Raw genomic sequence first — 15,921 nt, 5'->3', positions numbered from 1 at the left:
ATCCCCTTCAGCGGGACAGCAGGAAGTGGACCTGGCGGGGCCTGACCTCCAGGTCGCTCAGACCCTCGGGCGTCGCGCCCAGCTCACGGCCCACCTCGGCCGCCGCGCGGAAGTCTTCCTCGGACGCGAAGGCGCCGGTGGTGACGACGGCCTCGCCGTCCGGCGTGACCCAGACCCCGACGGACAGGAAGCCCGGCTGCGACCGTGCTGCCTCGGCGACCTGGTGGCACTGGCCGACGAACTCCTCGACGTGCTCGGGGGCCGGATAGTGGAAGGCGACGAAACCGAATGCCATGGCGGTGTCCCCTCTCGGGCGTACGTCTCCGTACGGGCCGAAGCTAGACCGGCCGCACGGCTCCGTACAGCCGCCCCGGGGTGCGCGGCGGCCGGAATCAGCCCGCCGGGACCGCCGCCTTCTCCTGTTCGGCCGCGCGCGGTGCCCGGAACGTGCGCCGGTACGCCTGCGGCGAGACACCGATGGCGGCGTGCAGATGCTGGCGCAGGGACGCGCCCCCGGCGAAGCCGACCCGGCCGGCGACCAGGTCCACCGGCAGGTCGCTGGTCTCCAGGAGCTGGCGGGCGCGCAGCAGACGCTGCTGGATGAGCCACCGGCCGGGGCTGAGGCCGGTCTCGTCGCGGAAGCGGCGGTTGAAGGTGCGCAGGCTCATCCCGGCGTGCTGCGCCAGCCGGGCCAGCGTCAGCGGCTCGTCCAGGTGCTCCAGGGCCCACTGCTGGGTGGCCGCGGTGCCGGTCGCGGTCGGCGCGGGCACCGGCTGCTCGACGTACTGGGCCTGACCGCCCTCGCGGAACGGCGGCATGACGCAGGCGCGGGCCGCGTGGTTGGCGACCGCGCCGCCGTGGTCGGCACGCACGATGTGCAGGCAGACGTCGATGCCGGACGCGGCGCCGGACGAGGTGAGGACGTCCCCGTCGTCCACGAAGAGCACGTCGGGGGTGACCCTGACCTGCGGATACAGGCGGCGGAAGTGCTCGCTGAGCTGCCAGTGGGTGGTGGCCGGGCGGCCGTCCAGCAGCCCGGCGGCGGCCAGCACGTACGCGCCGGTGCAGATGGACACCAGACGCGTACCGGGCCGGATCGTCGCCAGTGCGGCCCGTACCGGCCCGGACAGCTCGGTGGGGACGTGGTCCGGGGCGATGGACGGGATCACCACGGTGTCGGCGGTGCGCAGGATCTCGGGGCCGTGCTCCACCAGGACCGAGAAGTCGGCGCCGCTGCGCACCGGGCCGCCGTCGGCCGAGCAGGTCAGCACCTCGTACCGGCCGTCGGCGGCGTGGAACACCCGGGCCGGGATGCCGAGTTCGAAGGGGTAGACGCCGTCCAGGGCCAGGACCACCACACGATGAGGCTGCATGGCACGATCCTATCGAATGATGGCCATCGTGCCATTGCTGCGGCTGCCGGGCCCGGTGATGCTGGACGGCATGAGCGAAAACACCATGCGTGCCATCAGCCAGGACGTCACCGGCGGACCCGAGGTCCTCAAGGAGACCGAACTCCCGCGGCCCGAGCCGGGCGTCGGCCAGATCCTGATCGCGGTCCGGGCCGCCGGCGTCAACCCCACCGACTGGAAGCACCGCGCGGACGGCCTCTTCGTCCGGACGCTGCCCCGCGTCCTGGGCTGGGACGTGTCCGGCGTCGTCGTGGCGGTCGGTATCGGCGTCACCCTGCACAAGCCGGGCGACGAGGTCTTCGGCATGGTCCCGTACCCGTACGGCGTCGGTACCCACGCCGAGTACGTCACCGGCCCCGCGCGGGCCTTCGTGCCCAAGCCCGCCGCCCTCGACCACGTGCAGGCGGGCGCCCTGCCGCTGGCGGCCCTCACCGCGTACCAGGCGCTGGTGGACACCGCGGACATACAGCCCGGCCAGCGCGTCCTGATCCACGCGGCGGCGGGCGGCGTCGGCCACCTCGCCGTACAGATCGCCAAGGCCAAGGGCGCCCATGTGATCGGCACGGCCAGCGCCGCCAAGCACGACTTCCTGCGCTCCCTCGGCGCCGACGAGGTGATCGACTACCGGGAGACCGACTTCGCCGAGGCCGCCGGACCGGTCGACGTGGTCCTGGACACCATCGGCGGCGACACCCTCAGCCGCTCCCTGGACGTGGTGCGCGAGGGCGGCACCGTCGTCTCGATCCTCGCCCGCAGCGCCCCGGAGGACACCGCGAAGGCCGCGGAGCGCGGCGTCCGCCTCGCGCTGCTGATCGTCGAGGCCGACCAGGCGGGCATGCGCGAGATCGCCGCCCTCGCCGCATCCGGCGCGCTGCGGGCGCACATCGCCGCGACGTTCCCGCTGGAGCAGGCCGCGAAGGCGCACGAGATGGGCGAGACCGGCCGCACCCAGGGGAAGATCGTCCTTGAGGTGAAATGACGGAGCGGCCCGCTCATCCGGGCGACGGCCGGTCCCGGCGGTGGACGACGCCCTTGGACGCCAGCCGGGCGTCCGCGAAGCAGAGCTGGTAGGCCACGTCATCCGCGTACGGGCGGATGTAGTAGTACCGGCACGTGCGACCGGGCGGCGGGTCGGGGGTGCCGTCCGGCGGTACGTCCATGGAGAAGAACGGCAGCCGCGCCTCCACGACCTCCCGGGCGTCGCCGGTCCGTATCCGCTCGTACGTCCCGCGGTCCAGGACCGACCAGGACGGGCTGACCAACGCGAAGATCCCCATGAGCAGCAGCAGTCCGGTGAACAGCGCCGCAGGTACGGTCACCGTCTGCACCAGCCGCCGCCGCACCTGCTGCCGGGCGGCCGCCAGCTCCCGCTGCGACCGGCTCCACGGGGCGTGGTCGCCGGAGCCGCGCACCGGTGCCCGGCCGGTCGTCGGCAGCCGGGCCGCGACCTCGAACCCGCCCTCGGGGGTGGGCCCGGCGCGCAGTTCACCGCCGGCGAGCCGGACCCGTTCGTCCAGCCCCACCAGACCGCTGCCGCCCGGGCCGGGGGCCGGCACGGGTACGGTGCCGGGCGGCGGCGCGGCATTGGTCACCGTCACGTCCAGCCGCCGCCCGTCGCCGGTCAGCCGTACGTCCACCGGCGCGCCCGGCGCGTGCTTGGCGGCGTTGGTCAGCCCCTCCTGTACCACGCGGTACACCGCGCGCCCGCCCATCACCGGCATGGCCCCCTCGCCCGCCTCCACCGCGCCGTCCCGCCGCAGCGAGACGGCGAGGCCGGCGGACCGGGCGCGGGCGACGAGCGCTTCGACACTGTCGTCCGCCGGCACCCGGGAGGGCTCGGCGCGGTCGTCGGTGCGCAGGACGCCGATGACGTCCCGCAGGTGCTCGGCGGCCGTGCCCGCCGCCGCCCGCAGCTCGCCGACGGCCGCCCGCTGGTCGGGCGCCAGCCGCGGATCGACCTCCAGGGCCCCGGCCCGCAGGGTGAGCAGCGCCAGTTCGTGGCCGAGCGAGTCGTGCATGTCTCCGGCGATACGGGCCCGTTCGCGCAGCCGGGTACGGTCGGCGACCGCCTGCTGTTCGTGCTCCAGCCGCTCGGCGAGCTGCCACCCCGAGCGGACCAGCGCCGCGTACTGGCGGCGGTAGCGGCCGAGCAGCCACGGCAGGACGATGTTGAAGAGCAGGGTGAGCACGGCGGTGAACCAGGGCCACATGTTGCGGACGACGACGGCGCTCAGCGGCAGACTGACCGCCGCGACGCCCGCGAAGAACCAGAGCGGGGCGCGGGCCCCTTCGAGCCGTACCCCGGCGAGGTACGCCAGGACGGCCAGCGCGGCGGTGTACTCGAAGGTGAACAGGTCCCGGGACGTCACGAGCCCCAGTGCCACAGGAACGGCGAGCGCCACGAGCGGCCACTTCCGGCTCACCGCCACCGCCGCCGCGAGCAGCGGGACACCGAGCGCCGCCGTCCACGTCCGCATCGGGGACACCCCGCCGAGGGCGGCGGTGAGCGGCACGGCCAGCGCCAGCCAGAGACAGCCGTCCAGCAACCGGACGGCCCACCGGGGACGTTCGGCGGCGGGCGGCGCGAACCGCGTGAGACGAGTGAGCATGACGTCAGCTTCGCCGATGGGAGACCGGGCACGCCTCCGACGAAAGTAAGGACCTGCCGTCCGCCTGTCACCTCCCGCTGACCCAGAACGCGCCACCGGCCGCACCGGCCACGCTGCTCAGGACGGCGATCAGCCGGTGAGGCAGGTGCTGGACCACTACGTGCACACCCCCGATACGCAGTTCCAGAAAGGGGGGTGGCGGCTTCTTCTGCTGCTGGCGTGGTGTCATGACGCCCTTCGATCGGCTCGGGGTGTTGGATACAGTCCAAGCTCAGCAGCGGCGCGCGATGTTGCGCCAGCGCGCGCGGAAGCCTTGCGTGAGACGGACGCAAGTTGCGGGGACGGCAAAACTCCAGGGGTGGCGATGAGTCCAGAGCTCGGAGCAGGGCGTACGGGGCGGGGGCCGGACAGACTTGCCCTGTTGGACAACGTGCCGGAGGGGCCGCGGAAGACGCTGGTTGCGCGGCTGCGCACCTTGCGGGAGGCGTCCGGCCTGACCCTGGCACAGGTGACGCAAGGGCTCGCCGAGCAGGGCGTCATGCTCAGCGTGTCGCGACTGTCGAAGTTCCTCAACGGGCACGAACTCCCCAGCCGCGCCCAGATCGCGGCCTTCCACCAGGTGTGCGACGCGGCACCGGACACCGCCCGCGCTCAGGAGGCCGTCCGGACGACCCAGAAGATGCTGTACGCCGTCGTGGACGCCGAGCGGGACAAGAAGCCGCTGCGGGCGCACGAGTTCGACGTGGCGAAGGCCCGCGAGCAGCAGGAGTCGCTGCGCGCGGAGGCCGTGGCCAAGCTCAGCGCCCTGCGCGAGGAGGTGGCGCACGAACGCGCCTTGCGGCGCAAGGCGGAGGAGGCGCTCCAGCGCCTGGCCGAGCAGGCCGGCGACCATGCGCGGGAGATCGGCGAACTCACCCGGGAACGCGACGCGGCCCGACACCGGGTGGCCGAGCTGGAGGACGCGATCGCGCAGGGCGAGGCGGTGGTGCGGCTGCGGCAGTCCGAGGTGCGGCACCTGGACGAGATGGCCGCCGAGACGGCTGAGGAGACCGCCCGGTACGAAGAAGCGGCGCTGCCGCCCACGGCCCCCTCGACGGCTCCCCTGTCCGTCACGGACCTGTTCGCCCTCGTGGAGAAACTCCGTGACGAGGACCGTGACGCGACCGCGGACATCGCGATGGACACCTTCTGCGACGAGTCGCCCGACGGCATTCCCGCTCTCTGGCAGGAGTTCCGCGAGCACCGCCGGAAACTCGACGCCGAGCGGCTCCTCGCCGCCGCGGCCCGGATCTGCGGCGGAGTCCAGCTCTACCACCTGTACCGGACCGGGATGTTCCGGCGTACCGCGTTCATCCTCGGCACCGAGGTCGACTCCGGCGACCACCTGATCGACTTCATCGGCGGCAAAGCCCCCGTCGGTGAACTGGCGCGGTTCGGCAAGGCCTGTTACGAACGTGACGACCAGGAGGCCCTGGGCTTTCTCGCCACCGCGTGCCAGAACCGCCCCGAGGCAGCCGTACGGGACTTCTACCGTGAACGCGACGTGCGGATGAGCGCTTCGTCCCCCGGGCGCCCGCAGCCCTGGTGGCGATTCTGGCGCTGACGGCTTTCCACCGCCCGGCTCACGCGTCCCCCACCAGCCCCGCCTCGTACGCGAGGATCGCCGCCTGCACCCGGTTCTTCAGGCCCAGCCGGGCCAGGACCGCGCTGACGTACGCCTTGACCGTGCCCTCCACGACGAACAGCCGCCCGGCGATCTCCGCGTTCGACAGCCCCGCGCCCACCAGGGCGAGCACCTCGCGCTCGCGTTCGGTCAGCTCCTCGGTACGGGAGCGTGCCGCGGCCGCCTTGCCCAGCGCCACACCGCCGAACTGGCTGATGACGCGGCGCGCCACGGACGGCGAGAGGTACGCGCCGCCCTCGGCGGCCGCCCGTACGCCGATGATCAGTTCGCGCGGGTCGCCGGTCTTCAGCAGGAAGCCGCTGGCGCCGGAGCCCAGTGCCCCGGCCACGTACTCGTCCTCGGAGAAGGTCGTCAGCATCACCACCGCCGTCTCCGGCAGCGTCCGGCCCAGTTCGGCGGCGGCGCCGAGGCCGTCCAGGCGCGGCATCCGGATGTCCAGCAGGCATACGTCGGGGCGGTGCCGCAGCGCCAGTTCGACCGCCTCGCGCCCGTCCGCCGCCTCCGCGACCACCTCGACGCCGGGCGAGGCGGTGAGGATGGCGCGCACCCCGGCCCGGATCATCGCCTCGTCGTCCGCCAGCAGTACCCGAACGGTCGCCCCCACATCGTCCATACGCGTCACCCTAGCCATCCGTACGGCGAGGGCCGCCGCCGGGCACATGGAAGGGCGGTGTCCGAAGGGAGGTTGGGAGCCTCCGGACACCGCCCGGTCGTGGGGTCACCGCCCCAGGAGGGGGACCGGCCGCCGGCCGGCCGTTCCCGTCCTTACTTCACCGCGACGCCGTTCCACGCCGCCTCGACGCCCTTGACCTCGGCGCCGTCCGCGCCGTACAGGTCGGTGGCCGCCTTGACGGTCGCCTCGCGGGCGCCCTTGTAGTCGGTGTTCGAGGTCATGTACGTGGTCAGGGCCTTGAACCAGATCTTCTCGGCCTTGTCCCGGCCGATGCCCTCGACCTTCTTGCCGTCCGCGGTCGGGCTGTCGTACTTGACGCCGTCGATCTCCTTGGCGCCGCTGCCCTCGGACAGCAGGTAGAAGAAGTGGTTGGCGATGCCGGAGGAGTAGTGCACGTCGACGTTGCCGGCGTCCGGGCTCCAGTTGTCCAGGGACTGGCCGTCCTTGGAGGGCTTGTCCATGTAGCGCAGCGGCTTGCCGTCACCGGCGATGTCGAGCTTCTCGCCGATGAGGTAGTCGCCGGCGTCCTCCTTGTTCTTGGCGAAGAACTCCACGGCGGTGCCGAAGATGTCCGAGGTGGCCTCGTTGAGACCGCCCGACTCACCGCTGTAGGTGAGGTTGGCGGTGGCCGAGGTGACACCGTGGCTCATCTCGTGCGCCGCGACGTCGATCGAGGTGAGCGGCTTCTTGTTGCCCTCGCCGTCGCCGTACGTCATGCAGAAGCAACTGTCGTCCCAGAACGCGTTGGAGTAGTTCTGGCCGTAGTGGACGCGGGAGGTCGCGCCCTTGCCGTCGCCCTTGATGCCGGCGCGGCCGTGCACGTTCTTGTAGTAGTCCCAGGTGAGCTGGGCACCGTAGGCGGCGTCGACGGCGGCGGTCGCCGGGTCGTCGGCCTTGCCGTTGCCCCACTTGTCGTCCTTGTTGGTGAAGAGCTTGCCGTCGCCGCTCTCGCTGCCGTCCAGGTTGAACGTCGAGTGGCCGCCGCGCCCGTCGTCGGTCAGCTCGTAACCGTCGGCGCCCTTCTTCGTGCCGATCTCGACGGAGCCGCTGTAGGTGCTGGTGCCGGCGCCGTTCTCGATCCCCTGGTACTGGAAGATCTTCTTGCCGGTGTTGGCGTCGGTGATGACGTGCAGTTGGTTGGGCGTGCCGTCCTTCTGGAAGCCGCCGACCACCGTGTCGTACGCGAGGACCGGCTTGCCGGAGGCGGCCCAGACGACCTTCTTGGGCGCCACGGCGGCGGCCTGCTGGGCGCCGAAGGACTTCGCGGTGCCCTGGGCGGCCTGCGCGGCGGCCTTCGGGGCGATCTTCGGGGTGGTCGAGGCGACGGCGATCTTGGCGCTGTTGGCCTTGGTGGTGCTCTTGACCGCACCGCCCTTGGCCCGGTGCACGATCAGGTCGCCGCCGAGGACGGGCAGTCCGGCGAAGGTGCGGTCGTAGCGGGTGTGGGTGGTGCCGTCGGCGTCCTTCACGACGTCCTTGACGACGAGCTTCTCCTGGGCGCTCAGGCCCAGTTCCTGCGCGGCCCGGGCCTTGGTGGCGCTCGCGTCGCGCAGCAGTTCGGCGCGGTGCGAGGCGGTCAGTTGGATCGGCGAGGCCGCCGCGGCCTTGGCGGTGGTGGCGTCGGTGCCTGTGGGGGAGGCGCCCGCCGTACCGGCCGTGACGGCCCCGGCTATCAGTGCGCCGGCCGCTGCCAGCGAGATGCCGGTGATACGTGCCTTACGGGAAATGTGGGGGGACACGCGTGTGCTCCTTCGACTTTGCCAGGGGTGGGGGTGCAAAGCGATGCGGGTGGTGCTTGCGGGGGAGACTGCCATTCGAACGCGTGCATGTCAGGAGGGGGCCCGTATGTTGGCGTGAAATCGTCCGTAGAGCGAACATCACTGTTCGTATACCGGTGTTGCACGCAACGGAACGGGCGTCGCCCCTGGTGGGAGCGACGCCCGGTCGTACGGATGCCGGAACTGCCGGGCCGGCCGCGGTGGTTGGCCCGCGCGCGGCCCGCCGTCAGATGTCAGCTCAGAAGGTCAGCTTCCAGCCGTTGATGTAGCCGGTGTCCTGCTGGTAGACGTCCCGCACCCGCAGGTTCCAGGTGCCCTCCGCCTTCTCCGAAGAGGCGTTGACGGTGTACGTGGCCTTCACGTTCTCCGCCGAGTCGGCCGCGTTGGAGTTCTTCAGTCGGTAGGTGGTGCCGCTCGGGGCCACCAGGTCGATCACCAGGTCGCCGCGGTAGGTGTGGACGATGTCCACGTCCACCTTCAGGGCGCTCGGCGCGTTGCCCGCCCGGGTGACCTTGATGGGCGAGTTGACCGCGCTGCCCGCGTCCGGGATCGGCACGTCGTCGGTGTTCTCGAAGACGTCACCGCCGCCGGCCGGGTTCACGGTCCAGGTGAAGCTGGTGGTGCCGGTCTTGTTGGCGGAGTCGGTGACGGTGACCGTCACGTTGCTGGTGCCCGCGGTGGTCGGGGTGCCCGAGATCAGCCCGGAGTCCTGGTTGATGCTCAGCCCGGCCGGCAGCCCGGTGGCCGCGTACTTCAGCGCGCCCGCGTTGCCGCTGGTGGCCTTGATCTGCAGGCTGGCGGGCTGGCCGACGGTGCTGGTCTGGTTGCCCGGGTTGGTCACGCTGACACCGGAGTCCGGCACGCGCTGGCCGACGTTGACCGCCGCCCAGGTGTTGGCGACCGTGTTGTACGTGGCGCTGCCCTGGCCGAACAGCTCGGCGGCGGCGGACAGCGTCGCGGTGCGGGCGGCCGCGTAGTTGGTGTTCGCGTTCATGTACTTGGTCAGCGCGGAGAACCAGATCTTCTCGGCGTTGGACCGGCCGATGCCCGGCACCGGCAGGTTGTCGTAGGTCGGGCTGTCGTAGTGGACGCCGTTGATGTCCTTGGGCCCGCTGCCCTCGGCCAGCAGGTAGAAGAAGTGGTTGGCGACGCCGGACGAGTAGTGGACGTCGATGCCGCCGATGCCGGAGTACCAGTAGTCCTTGGACCGGCCGTCCTTGCTGGGCTTGTCCATGTAGCGCAGCGGCGTGCCGTTGCCGTTGATGTCGATGGCCTCGCCGATGAGGTAGTCACCGACGTCCTTGGGGTTGTTGGCGTTGAACTCGACGGCGGCGGCGAAGATGTCCGAGGTGCCCTCGTTCAGGCCGCCCGGCTCGCCGCTGTAGGTGAGGTTGGCGGTGGCCGAGGTGACACCGTGGGTCATCTCGTGGGCCGCGACGTCGATGGAGGTCAGCGGCTTGACGTTGCCGCTGCCGTCGCCGTACGTCATGCAGAAGCAACTGTCCTGCCAGAAGGCGTTGACGTAGTTGTTGCCGTAGTGCACCCGGCTGTACGCGCCGACGCCGTCGCCCCTGATGCCGCTGCGGCCGTGCACGTTCTTGTAGTAGTCCCAGGTCAGCGCCGCGCCGTAGTGGGCGTCCACACCGGCGGTCTGGGCGTTCTGCGGGGTGCCGTCGCCCCACACGTCGTCCGGGTCGGTGAACAGCGTGCCGGTGCCGGAGGTGCCGCGGTTGAGGTTGTAGGTCTTGTGGTTGCCGCGGGTGGTGTCGGTCAGCGTGTACGAGGGCGCGGTGCCCAGGGTGACCTGGCCGCTGTACATGCTGTTGCCGGTGCCCTCCTGGACAGCCTGCCACTCGGACAGCTTCTCGCCGGTGGTCGCGTTGGTGATCACGTGCAGCTCGCTGGGCGTGGTGCCGTCGTCCTGGACACCGCCGACGACCGTCTCGTACGCCAGGAGCGGCTTGCCGTCGGCGACCCAGATCACCTTGCGCGGCTCCCGGGCGTCCGACTTCTTCGCGCCCTGCGCCTGCGACGCCTTGAGCGCCTTCTCCTCCGCCGCGGCCGGAGCGAGCTTCGCGGTGGTGGTCGGCACGTCGAGCTGCGACCGCACCGCCTTGGTGACGCCGCGCAGCTTGCCGTTGGGCGCCTCGTGGACGACGAGGCCGCCGCCGAGCACCGGCAGCCCCGCGTAGGTGCGCTCGTAACGGGTGTGCAGGCTGCCGCCGACGTCCTTGACGACGTCCTTGACGACCAGCTTCTCCTTGGGACCGAGCTTGAGCTCCTTGGCCGTCCCGGCGGCGCCGGCCTTGGCCTCCCGCAGCAGCTCCGCCCGCTGCGCGGGCGTCAATTTGGCGGGCAACGCGCCCGGATCGGGCTGCGCGGCGACCTGGCCGGGCCGGGGAGCGGCGGCCGTTCCGGCGCCTGCTTGCACGGTCACGGTCAGCATCGCGGCCATGGCGACCACGGCGCCGGTCGCGACGGCGCGCCTATGGGGGGTGCGTCTCACACTGACTCCTTCTGCGGTGGCCGCGACCGGTGGGTGGGCGGCCGAGGGGGACCGGGCGGCGGAGTGACCGTCCGGGCAGAGCGAGGCAGAACACGTGGAACGTGTGGGGGGAGGCACCAGGTGCGGGTGGTCCGGGCCTTCGAGCGTCGAGCGTGTCGGGCAGCGAGCGTCGAACGGGCCGTGGGCGCGGAGTGGTGCACTGTGGGGCTCCGCGTAACGGATGCGGGGAAGAGTGCCATCCGAGGACCGTTGTTGTCAGTGGCCGGTCAATAGTTGGCCGGAAAACGTCCGTAGAGCGGGGGACCGGGTCCGTATACAGGACGTGACAGTACGTCGATCCCCACCGGCCCCTCCGCGCACGGCCGCCCCGCCGCACCGCGGCCCAACAGGCAGTCCGGGCCGCGCACCCCGGGCGCATACACGTTCGACACACTGTCCGTCCGCCACCGGGGCGGCGAAGCGCCGTCTTCGGCCACCTGGACGGAGCGCGGGGGAGGGGGACGGAGCGGAATGCAGGTGCGGCGGCACGGCGCGCCCGGCATGATCGGGCGGTCGAAAGGACAAGGATGACCACCGAACGAACCGTCCCGCCGATGCGCGGAAACGAGCGCGAAACCCTCCGCGCCTACCTCGACTTCCACCGCGCGACGCTCGCCATGAAGTGCGACGGCCTGTCCGACGAGGACCTGCGCAGCCGGTCCATGCCGCCGTCCGCACTGAGCCTGCTCGGCCTGGTCCGGCACATGGCGGAAGTGGAACGCACCTGGTTCCGGCGGGTGATCGACCAGCAGGACGTCCCCCTGGTCTGGTCACCGGACGGCGACTTCCAGGCGGCGTACGACCCCGGCACGAGCACCCGCGAGGACGCGTTCACCGCCTGGCAGGCCGAGGTCGACCACGCCCGCCGCATCGAGCGCGCGGTCCCCTCCCTGGACGTCACCGCCCACGCGCCCCGCTGGGGCACCGACGTGTCCCTCCGCGTCGTGATGCTCCACGTCATCCTCGAATACGCCCGACACAACGGCCACGCCGACTTCCTGCGCGAGGGCATCGACGGGGTGGTGGGCCCCTGAGAGGTCCACCACCCCGTCGATGCCCTCCCGGCCCGTCCTGCCATGCTGCGGGCATGACCACGGAAGCCGCCGCAGAGTTCGAGTCGCACCGCCCCCGGCTCTTCTCGCTCGCGTACCGGATGCTCGGTTCGGCGAGCGAGGCCGAGGACGTCGTGCAGGACACCTACCTGCGCTGGAGCGCGGCCGACCGGTCCGCCGTCCGCACCCCGGCCGCCTGGCTCACCAAGGTCATGACGAACCTCTGCGTCAACCGGCTCACCTCCGCCCGCGCCCGGCGGGAGCTGTACGTCGGGCCCTGGCTCCCGAGCCGGTGCTGACCCGCACCGCCGACGGTCCGCTCGGCCCGCTGGAGACCGTCGAGCAGCGCGAGACCGTCTCGCTCGCCCTGCTCACCCTCATGGAACGGCTCACCCCGGCCGAACGCGCCGTCTTCGTCCTGCGGGAGGCCTTCGGCCACAGCCACCGCGAGGCCGCCGAGGTCATCGGCGTCGAGGAGGCGCACGCCCGACAGCTCCACCGCCGGGCCCGGGAACGGCTCGACCGCCCGCGCCGGCACTTCGCCGTGGACGACGCCCGGCGCCGGGAGATCGTCGAGCGCTTCTTCGCCGCCACGCTCGACGGCGACCTGGCCGGACTCGAACGGCTGCTGGCCGACGAGGTGACCGCCTGGGCCGACGGCGGCGGCCGGGTCACCGCCGCGCGTCGGCCGGTCACCGGGCGCGCGAAGGTGCTCCGCTACGTGCTGGGCCTGAGCTCGCGGCCGGAAGCGGCGGCAGCGGCGTTCGTACCGGCCGAGGTCAACGGCGAACCGGCGCTGCTCGCCCTCCTGGACGGGGCGCTGCTGGCCGTCGTCGTACCGGAGATCCACGAGGGGCGGGTCAGCGCGGTACGGACGATCGTCAACCCGGACAAGCTCGCCTTCGCCGCCGCTCAGCTCGCGTGACCCGCTTCACAGCGCGGGCTGTCACGGACCCGCCCGCTGGCCGGTTCAGAAGGCATGACTCATCACCTCGTGGTTCTGGGAGCCGGGTACGCCGGACTGATCGCGGCGAAGGGTGCCGCCCGTAGGCTGCGGCGTCACGGCGGCGTGCGCATCACCCTGGTCAACGCGTCGGACCGGTTCGTCGAGCGGGTCAGGCTGCACCAGCTCGCCGCGGGCCGGCAGCTCCGGGACCTCCCCCTGCGCACGCTCCTCGCCGGTACGGGCATCCAGTTGGCCGTGGCCCGGGTGACCGCCGTCGACGCCGCAGCCCGTACCGTCCGGATCGACGCCGCGCCGCACGTCCTCACCTACGACACCCTCGTGTACGCACTGGGCAGCACGGCCGACACCACCGCCGTCCCCGGAGCCGCCACGTACGCCTCCGCGGTGGCCACCCACCAGGACGCGGTCCTCCTGCACGCTCGCACCCAGCACACCCGCGGCCCGCTGGCCGTCGTCGGAGGCGGCCTGACCGGCATCGAGGCGGCCACCGAGCTGGCCGAGGCCCGTCCGGGACGCACCGTGCACCTGGTCACCCAGGGCGAAGCCGGTCCCGGACTCTCGGAACGCGGCCGGCGCTACCTCCGCGGCGCCCTGCGGCGGCACGGCGTCACGCTGCACGAGCACACCCGCGTCGGCGAAGTCACCACGGTCGGCCTGGTCCTCGCCGACGGCGGCGGGATCCCGGCCGACGCGGTCGTCTGGGCGGCCGGCTTCCGCGTACCCGAGCTGGCGCGCGAGTCCGGGCTCGCCGTCGACGGCCGCGGCCTGATCACCGTCGGCCCGGACCTGCGCTCGCTCTCCCACCCGGAGGTCTTCGCGGCGGGCGACGCGGTGGCGGCGTACGGGCCCGACGGCTCCGCGTCCCGGATGTCCTGCCAGACGGGCCTGCCGATGGGCTCCCGGGTCGCCCGCAACGTCGCCGCCACCCTCACCGGCCGCACCCCCGGGCCGCTCCGGCTCCACTACGTCTGGCAGAACATCAGCCTCGGCCGCCACGACGGCCTCACCCAGTTCACCCGCGCCGACGACAGCCCACTGCCCGCCCTCCTCACCGGCCGCGCCTCGGCCCGCTTCAAGGAGGCCGTCACACGGGGGACGGTGGTGGCGCTGCGGCGGTGAGGTGGCGCGGTGGGCGGGGGTGGTGGATGAGGTCTCCGTCGGTGTCGTTGGGGCGGGGGAGTATCGGGCCCTGTGCCCGGTCGGCCCGGCAGGGGGCAGCGCCGGGACCTGGGTTACGCGGGGTCCGGGCGTGTCGTATCGTGGATCGGTCCCTGTGCCGAGGTGTCGGTGACAGTGACCGGATTCCTGTTCCTGCTGTGTCGATCTTGAGGTGACGTCCTATTACCCAGGCCATGTAGTCGTCCGCGTTCCCCGCGTGCTGTTGTGTCGCACGTGTCCGGGGGCGGACGTCGCGCTGGCCTGAGTTGCGTCACCCTCCCCCGCAGTTTTCTGTCATTTCCCGGGTGCAGCTCTGCCGTCTGCCCCGGGTTTCGTGTTTTCCGGCCCCGGTGCGGCCGTCGGCTGGGCTCCCCGATTCCTTTGGATCAGGAGTTTCCGTCGTGTCTTCCTCCGCGCTCGACAACGAGCCGCAGCAGACCACCCCGCCCCCACACCACACCACCCCCGGCCTGTCGAAGATGGGCCTGGCTGCCTGGATCGCCCTCTTGGTGCTGCTGGGCGCCGAGCTGATGGACATGATCGACCAGTCGGTCGTCCTGACCGCCCTGCCCGCGATCCAGGAGTCGACCGGCGCCGGACCGGACGCGGTGCAGTGGCTGACCACCGGCTATTCCCTGCCCGTCGCCGTCGGGCTGATCACCGGCGGACGCCTCGGCGACCGCTACGGGCGGCGAAAGATTCTCCTCATCGGCACCGTCGTGTTCACCACGGGCTCGCTGCTGTGCGGCCTGGCTGCCGGGCCCGGCGTCCTGATCGGCGCCCGCGGGCTCCAGGGCGTGGGCGTGGCCGTCATGATCCCGCAGATCCTGGCCACCCTCCACGTCACCTTCGAGGGGCAGAACCGCAGCACAGTGTTCGGTCTGTACGGGGCCGTCATGTCGCTCGCCAACGTCCTGGGCCCGGTGATGGGCGGTCTGCTCACCGAGGCCGACCTGTTCGGGCAGGCGTGGCGGCCGATCTTCCTGGTCAACGTGCCCGTCGGCCTCGCCGTGATCCTCCTGGGACGCAGGTTCATCCCCGAATCGACCGTGAAGAAGGCCGACCGGCCCGACCTCACCGGCATGCTGCTGACCGCACTGGCCATCGTCCTGATCGTCTTCCCGCTCACCGAGGGACACCTCCATCACTGGCCGCTGTGGTGCTTCGCCCTGCTCGCCGCCGGCCTCCTCGCGCTCGGCGTCTTCCTGCGCCACCAGCAGCGCAAGCAGGGCGACGCTCCGCTCGTACCCCTGTCCCTCTTCCGGAGCCGGCAGTTCTCCGGCGGCATGGCGGCGCAGTTGATGCACGGCCTGCTGTGCGGGCTGTTCTTCATGACCTGGAGCCTCTACCTCCAGCGCGGACTGGGCATGAGCCCCTTCCACGCGGCCCTGGCCTTCGTGCTGCTCTCCCTCGGTGAGCTGGCCGGTGCGACGGTCGTGGCGAAGAGCGGCGGGCGCTTCGCCCGCCGGCTGCCGCAGGCCGGAGCCCTCATCACCCTGGCCTCGACGGCTGCCTACGGGCTGCAGGTCGACGCAGGCCAGGCGGGCCTGACCCTGCCGGCGATGACCGCTCCGGTGGTACTGATCGGCTTCGGCCTCGGTATGGTCGGCGGCCCGCTGGCCGACATGTCGCTGGCCAGGGTCCCGCACGAGGACGCCGGGTCGGCCTCGGGCCTGTTCAATACCGTCATGCACCTGGGCATCGCCCTCGGTACCGCGCTGACCGCCCTGGTGTTCTTCGCCACCACCGGCGGCTCGCCCGGCGCCGGACTCAACCGCGACGCGTTCATCACCGTGCTGTGGTGGGTCGGCAGCCTCCTCGCCCTGATGTGGGCCCTGATGTTCTGCCTGCCCAAGCACACGAACAACCCGGCCGATTGAGACGGAGCGCCAAGGCGGCGGCACGGGCCGTGCCGCCGCCCCCTTTTCACTGCTTTCGCCGCCTGGCGGCGCGAGCCTGCCGTGCACGAGTCCGTCGCTACGGAACGTTACGGTTGTCCGTGATCACGCGGCGGTGTCCGAACGGTGCCCCTGATCACGCGGA

At 72.0% G+C, this 15,921-nt stretch carries 14 protein-coding genes; 7 read left to right on the top strand and 7 right to left on the bottom strand.

Annotated elements, in window-relative coordinates:
* Nucleotides 1-7: 7 nt before the first annotated feature.
* Together EJG53_RS12330 and EJG53_RS12325 are read right to left on the bottom strand one after the other, a co-directional pair.
* On the bottom strand, nucleotides 8-295 hold the full coding sequence (locus EJG53_RS12330; protein WP_125044885.1) for an antibiotic biosynthesis monooxygenase family protein: 288 nt from the start codon (nucleotides 293-295) through the stop codon (nucleotides 8-10).
* 97 nt (nucleotides 296-392) lie between these two features.
* Nucleotides 393-1,373, bottom strand: coding sequence for a GlxA family transcriptional regulator (locus EJG53_RS12325; protein WP_125044884.1), 981 nt, complete (start codon nucleotides 1,371-1,373; stop codon nucleotides 393-395).
* Between the two features lie 85 nt (nucleotides 1,374-1,458).
* Between EJG53_RS12325 and EJG53_RS12320 the strand changes: the two genes are divergently transcribed.
* On the top strand, nucleotides 1,459-2,391 hold the full coding sequence (locus EJG53_RS12320) for an NADP-dependent oxidoreductase (protein WP_167515285.1): 933 nt from the start codon (nucleotides 1,459-1,461) through the stop codon (nucleotides 2,389-2,391).
* A 13-nt stretch (nucleotides 2,392-2,404) separates the two neighbouring features.
* Here the strand turns inward: EJG53_RS12320 and EJG53_RS12315 are convergent, their stop codons facing one another.
* Nucleotides 2,405-4,021 carry a sensor histidine kinase gene (locus EJG53_RS12315; RefSeq protein WP_125044883.1) on the bottom strand — a complete coding sequence of 539 codons (1,617 nt, stop codon included), beginning with the start codon at nucleotides 4,019-4,021 and terminating at the stop codon, nucleotides 2,405-2,407.
* Between the two features lie 67 nt (nucleotides 4,022-4,088).
* Nucleotides 4,089-4,250, bottom strand: a complete 162-nt coding sequence (locus EJG53_RS40615; protein ID WP_154806370.1) for a hypothetical protein — start codon at nucleotides 4,248-4,250, stop codon at nucleotides 4,089-4,091.
* A gap of 201 nt (nucleotides 4,251-4,451) precedes the next feature.
* Between EJG53_RS40615 and EJG53_RS12310 the strand changes: the two genes are divergently transcribed.
* On the top strand, nucleotides 4,452-5,624 hold the full coding sequence (locus EJG53_RS12310) for a helix-turn-helix domain-containing protein (RefSeq protein WP_244955615.1): 1,173 nt from the start codon (nucleotides 4,452-4,454) through the stop codon (nucleotides 5,622-5,624).
* A 19-nt stretch (nucleotides 5,625-5,643) separates the two neighbouring features.
* Here the strand turns inward: EJG53_RS12310 and EJG53_RS12305 are convergent, their stop codons facing one another.
* The 3 genes from EJG53_RS12305 to EJG53_RS12295 form a co-directional block, all read right to left on the bottom strand.
* Nucleotides 5,644-6,318: a response regulator transcription factor gene (locus tag EJG53_RS12305; RefSeq protein WP_174856400.1), complete on the bottom strand. Its 675-nt coding sequence runs from the start codon at nucleotides 6,316-6,318 to the stop codon at nucleotides 5,644-5,646.
* Nucleotides 6,319-6,470: 152 nt separating this feature from the next.
* Nucleotides 6,471-8,117 (bottom strand): M4 family metallopeptidase, encoded by a 1,647-nt coding sequence (locus tag EJG53_RS12300; protein ID WP_125044880.1) that lies wholly within the window; start codon nucleotides 8,115-8,117, stop codon nucleotides 6,471-6,473.
* A gap of 277 nt (nucleotides 8,118-8,394) precedes the next feature.
* Nucleotides 8,395-10,662 (bottom strand): M4 family metallopeptidase, encoded by a 2,268-nt coding sequence (locus EJG53_RS12295; protein ID WP_125044879.1) that lies wholly within the window; start codon nucleotides 10,660-10,662, stop codon nucleotides 8,395-8,397.
* A 566-nt stretch (nucleotides 10,663-11,228) separates the two neighbouring features.
* Between EJG53_RS12295 and EJG53_RS12290 the strand changes: the two genes are divergently transcribed.
* From EJG53_RS12290 to EJG53_RS12275, 5 genes are all read left to right on the top strand, one after another.
* On the top strand, nucleotides 11,229-11,735 hold the full coding sequence (locus tag EJG53_RS12290; RefSeq protein WP_125044878.1) for a DinB family protein: 507 nt from the start codon (nucleotides 11,229-11,231) through the stop codon (nucleotides 11,733-11,735).
* A gap of 53 nt (nucleotides 11,736-11,788) precedes the next feature.
* Entirely contained in the window at nucleotides 11,789-12,052 is a 264-nt protein-coding gene (locus EJG53_RS43600) for a sigma factor (RefSeq protein ID WP_307721675.1), read from the top strand.
* Entirely contained in the window at nucleotides 12,046-12,678 is a 633-nt protein-coding gene (locus EJG53_RS12285) for a sigma factor-like helix-turn-helix DNA-binding protein (protein ID WP_307721674.1), read from the top strand. Before EJG53_RS43600 ends, EJG53_RS12285 begins: the two co-directional genes overlap by 7 nt.
* A gap of 54 nt (nucleotides 12,679-12,732) precedes the next feature.
* Nucleotides 12,733-13,839, top strand: a complete 1,107-nt coding sequence (locus tag EJG53_RS12280) for an NAD(P)/FAD-dependent oxidoreductase (protein ID WP_125044877.1) — start codon at nucleotides 12,733-12,735, stop codon at nucleotides 13,837-13,839.
* A gap of 440 nt (nucleotides 13,840-14,279) precedes the next feature.
* A complete protein-coding gene (locus tag EJG53_RS12275; RefSeq protein ID WP_125044876.1) occupies nucleotides 14,280-15,758 on the top strand; it encodes an MFS transporter in 1,479 nt (492 codons plus the stop codon).
* Nucleotides 15,759-15,921 lie beyond the last annotated feature (163 nt).

Origin of the sequence: Streptomyces chrestomyceticus JCM 4735, from assembly GCF_003865135.1 — a bacterium.
GTDB classification, from domain to species: domain Bacteria; phylum Actinomycetota; class Actinomycetes; order Streptomycetales; family Streptomycetaceae; genus Streptomyces; species Streptomyces chrestomyceticus.
The sequence above is the reverse complement of the archived record's forward strand: the minus strand, read 5'-3'. Positions and strand labels throughout refer to the sequence as shown.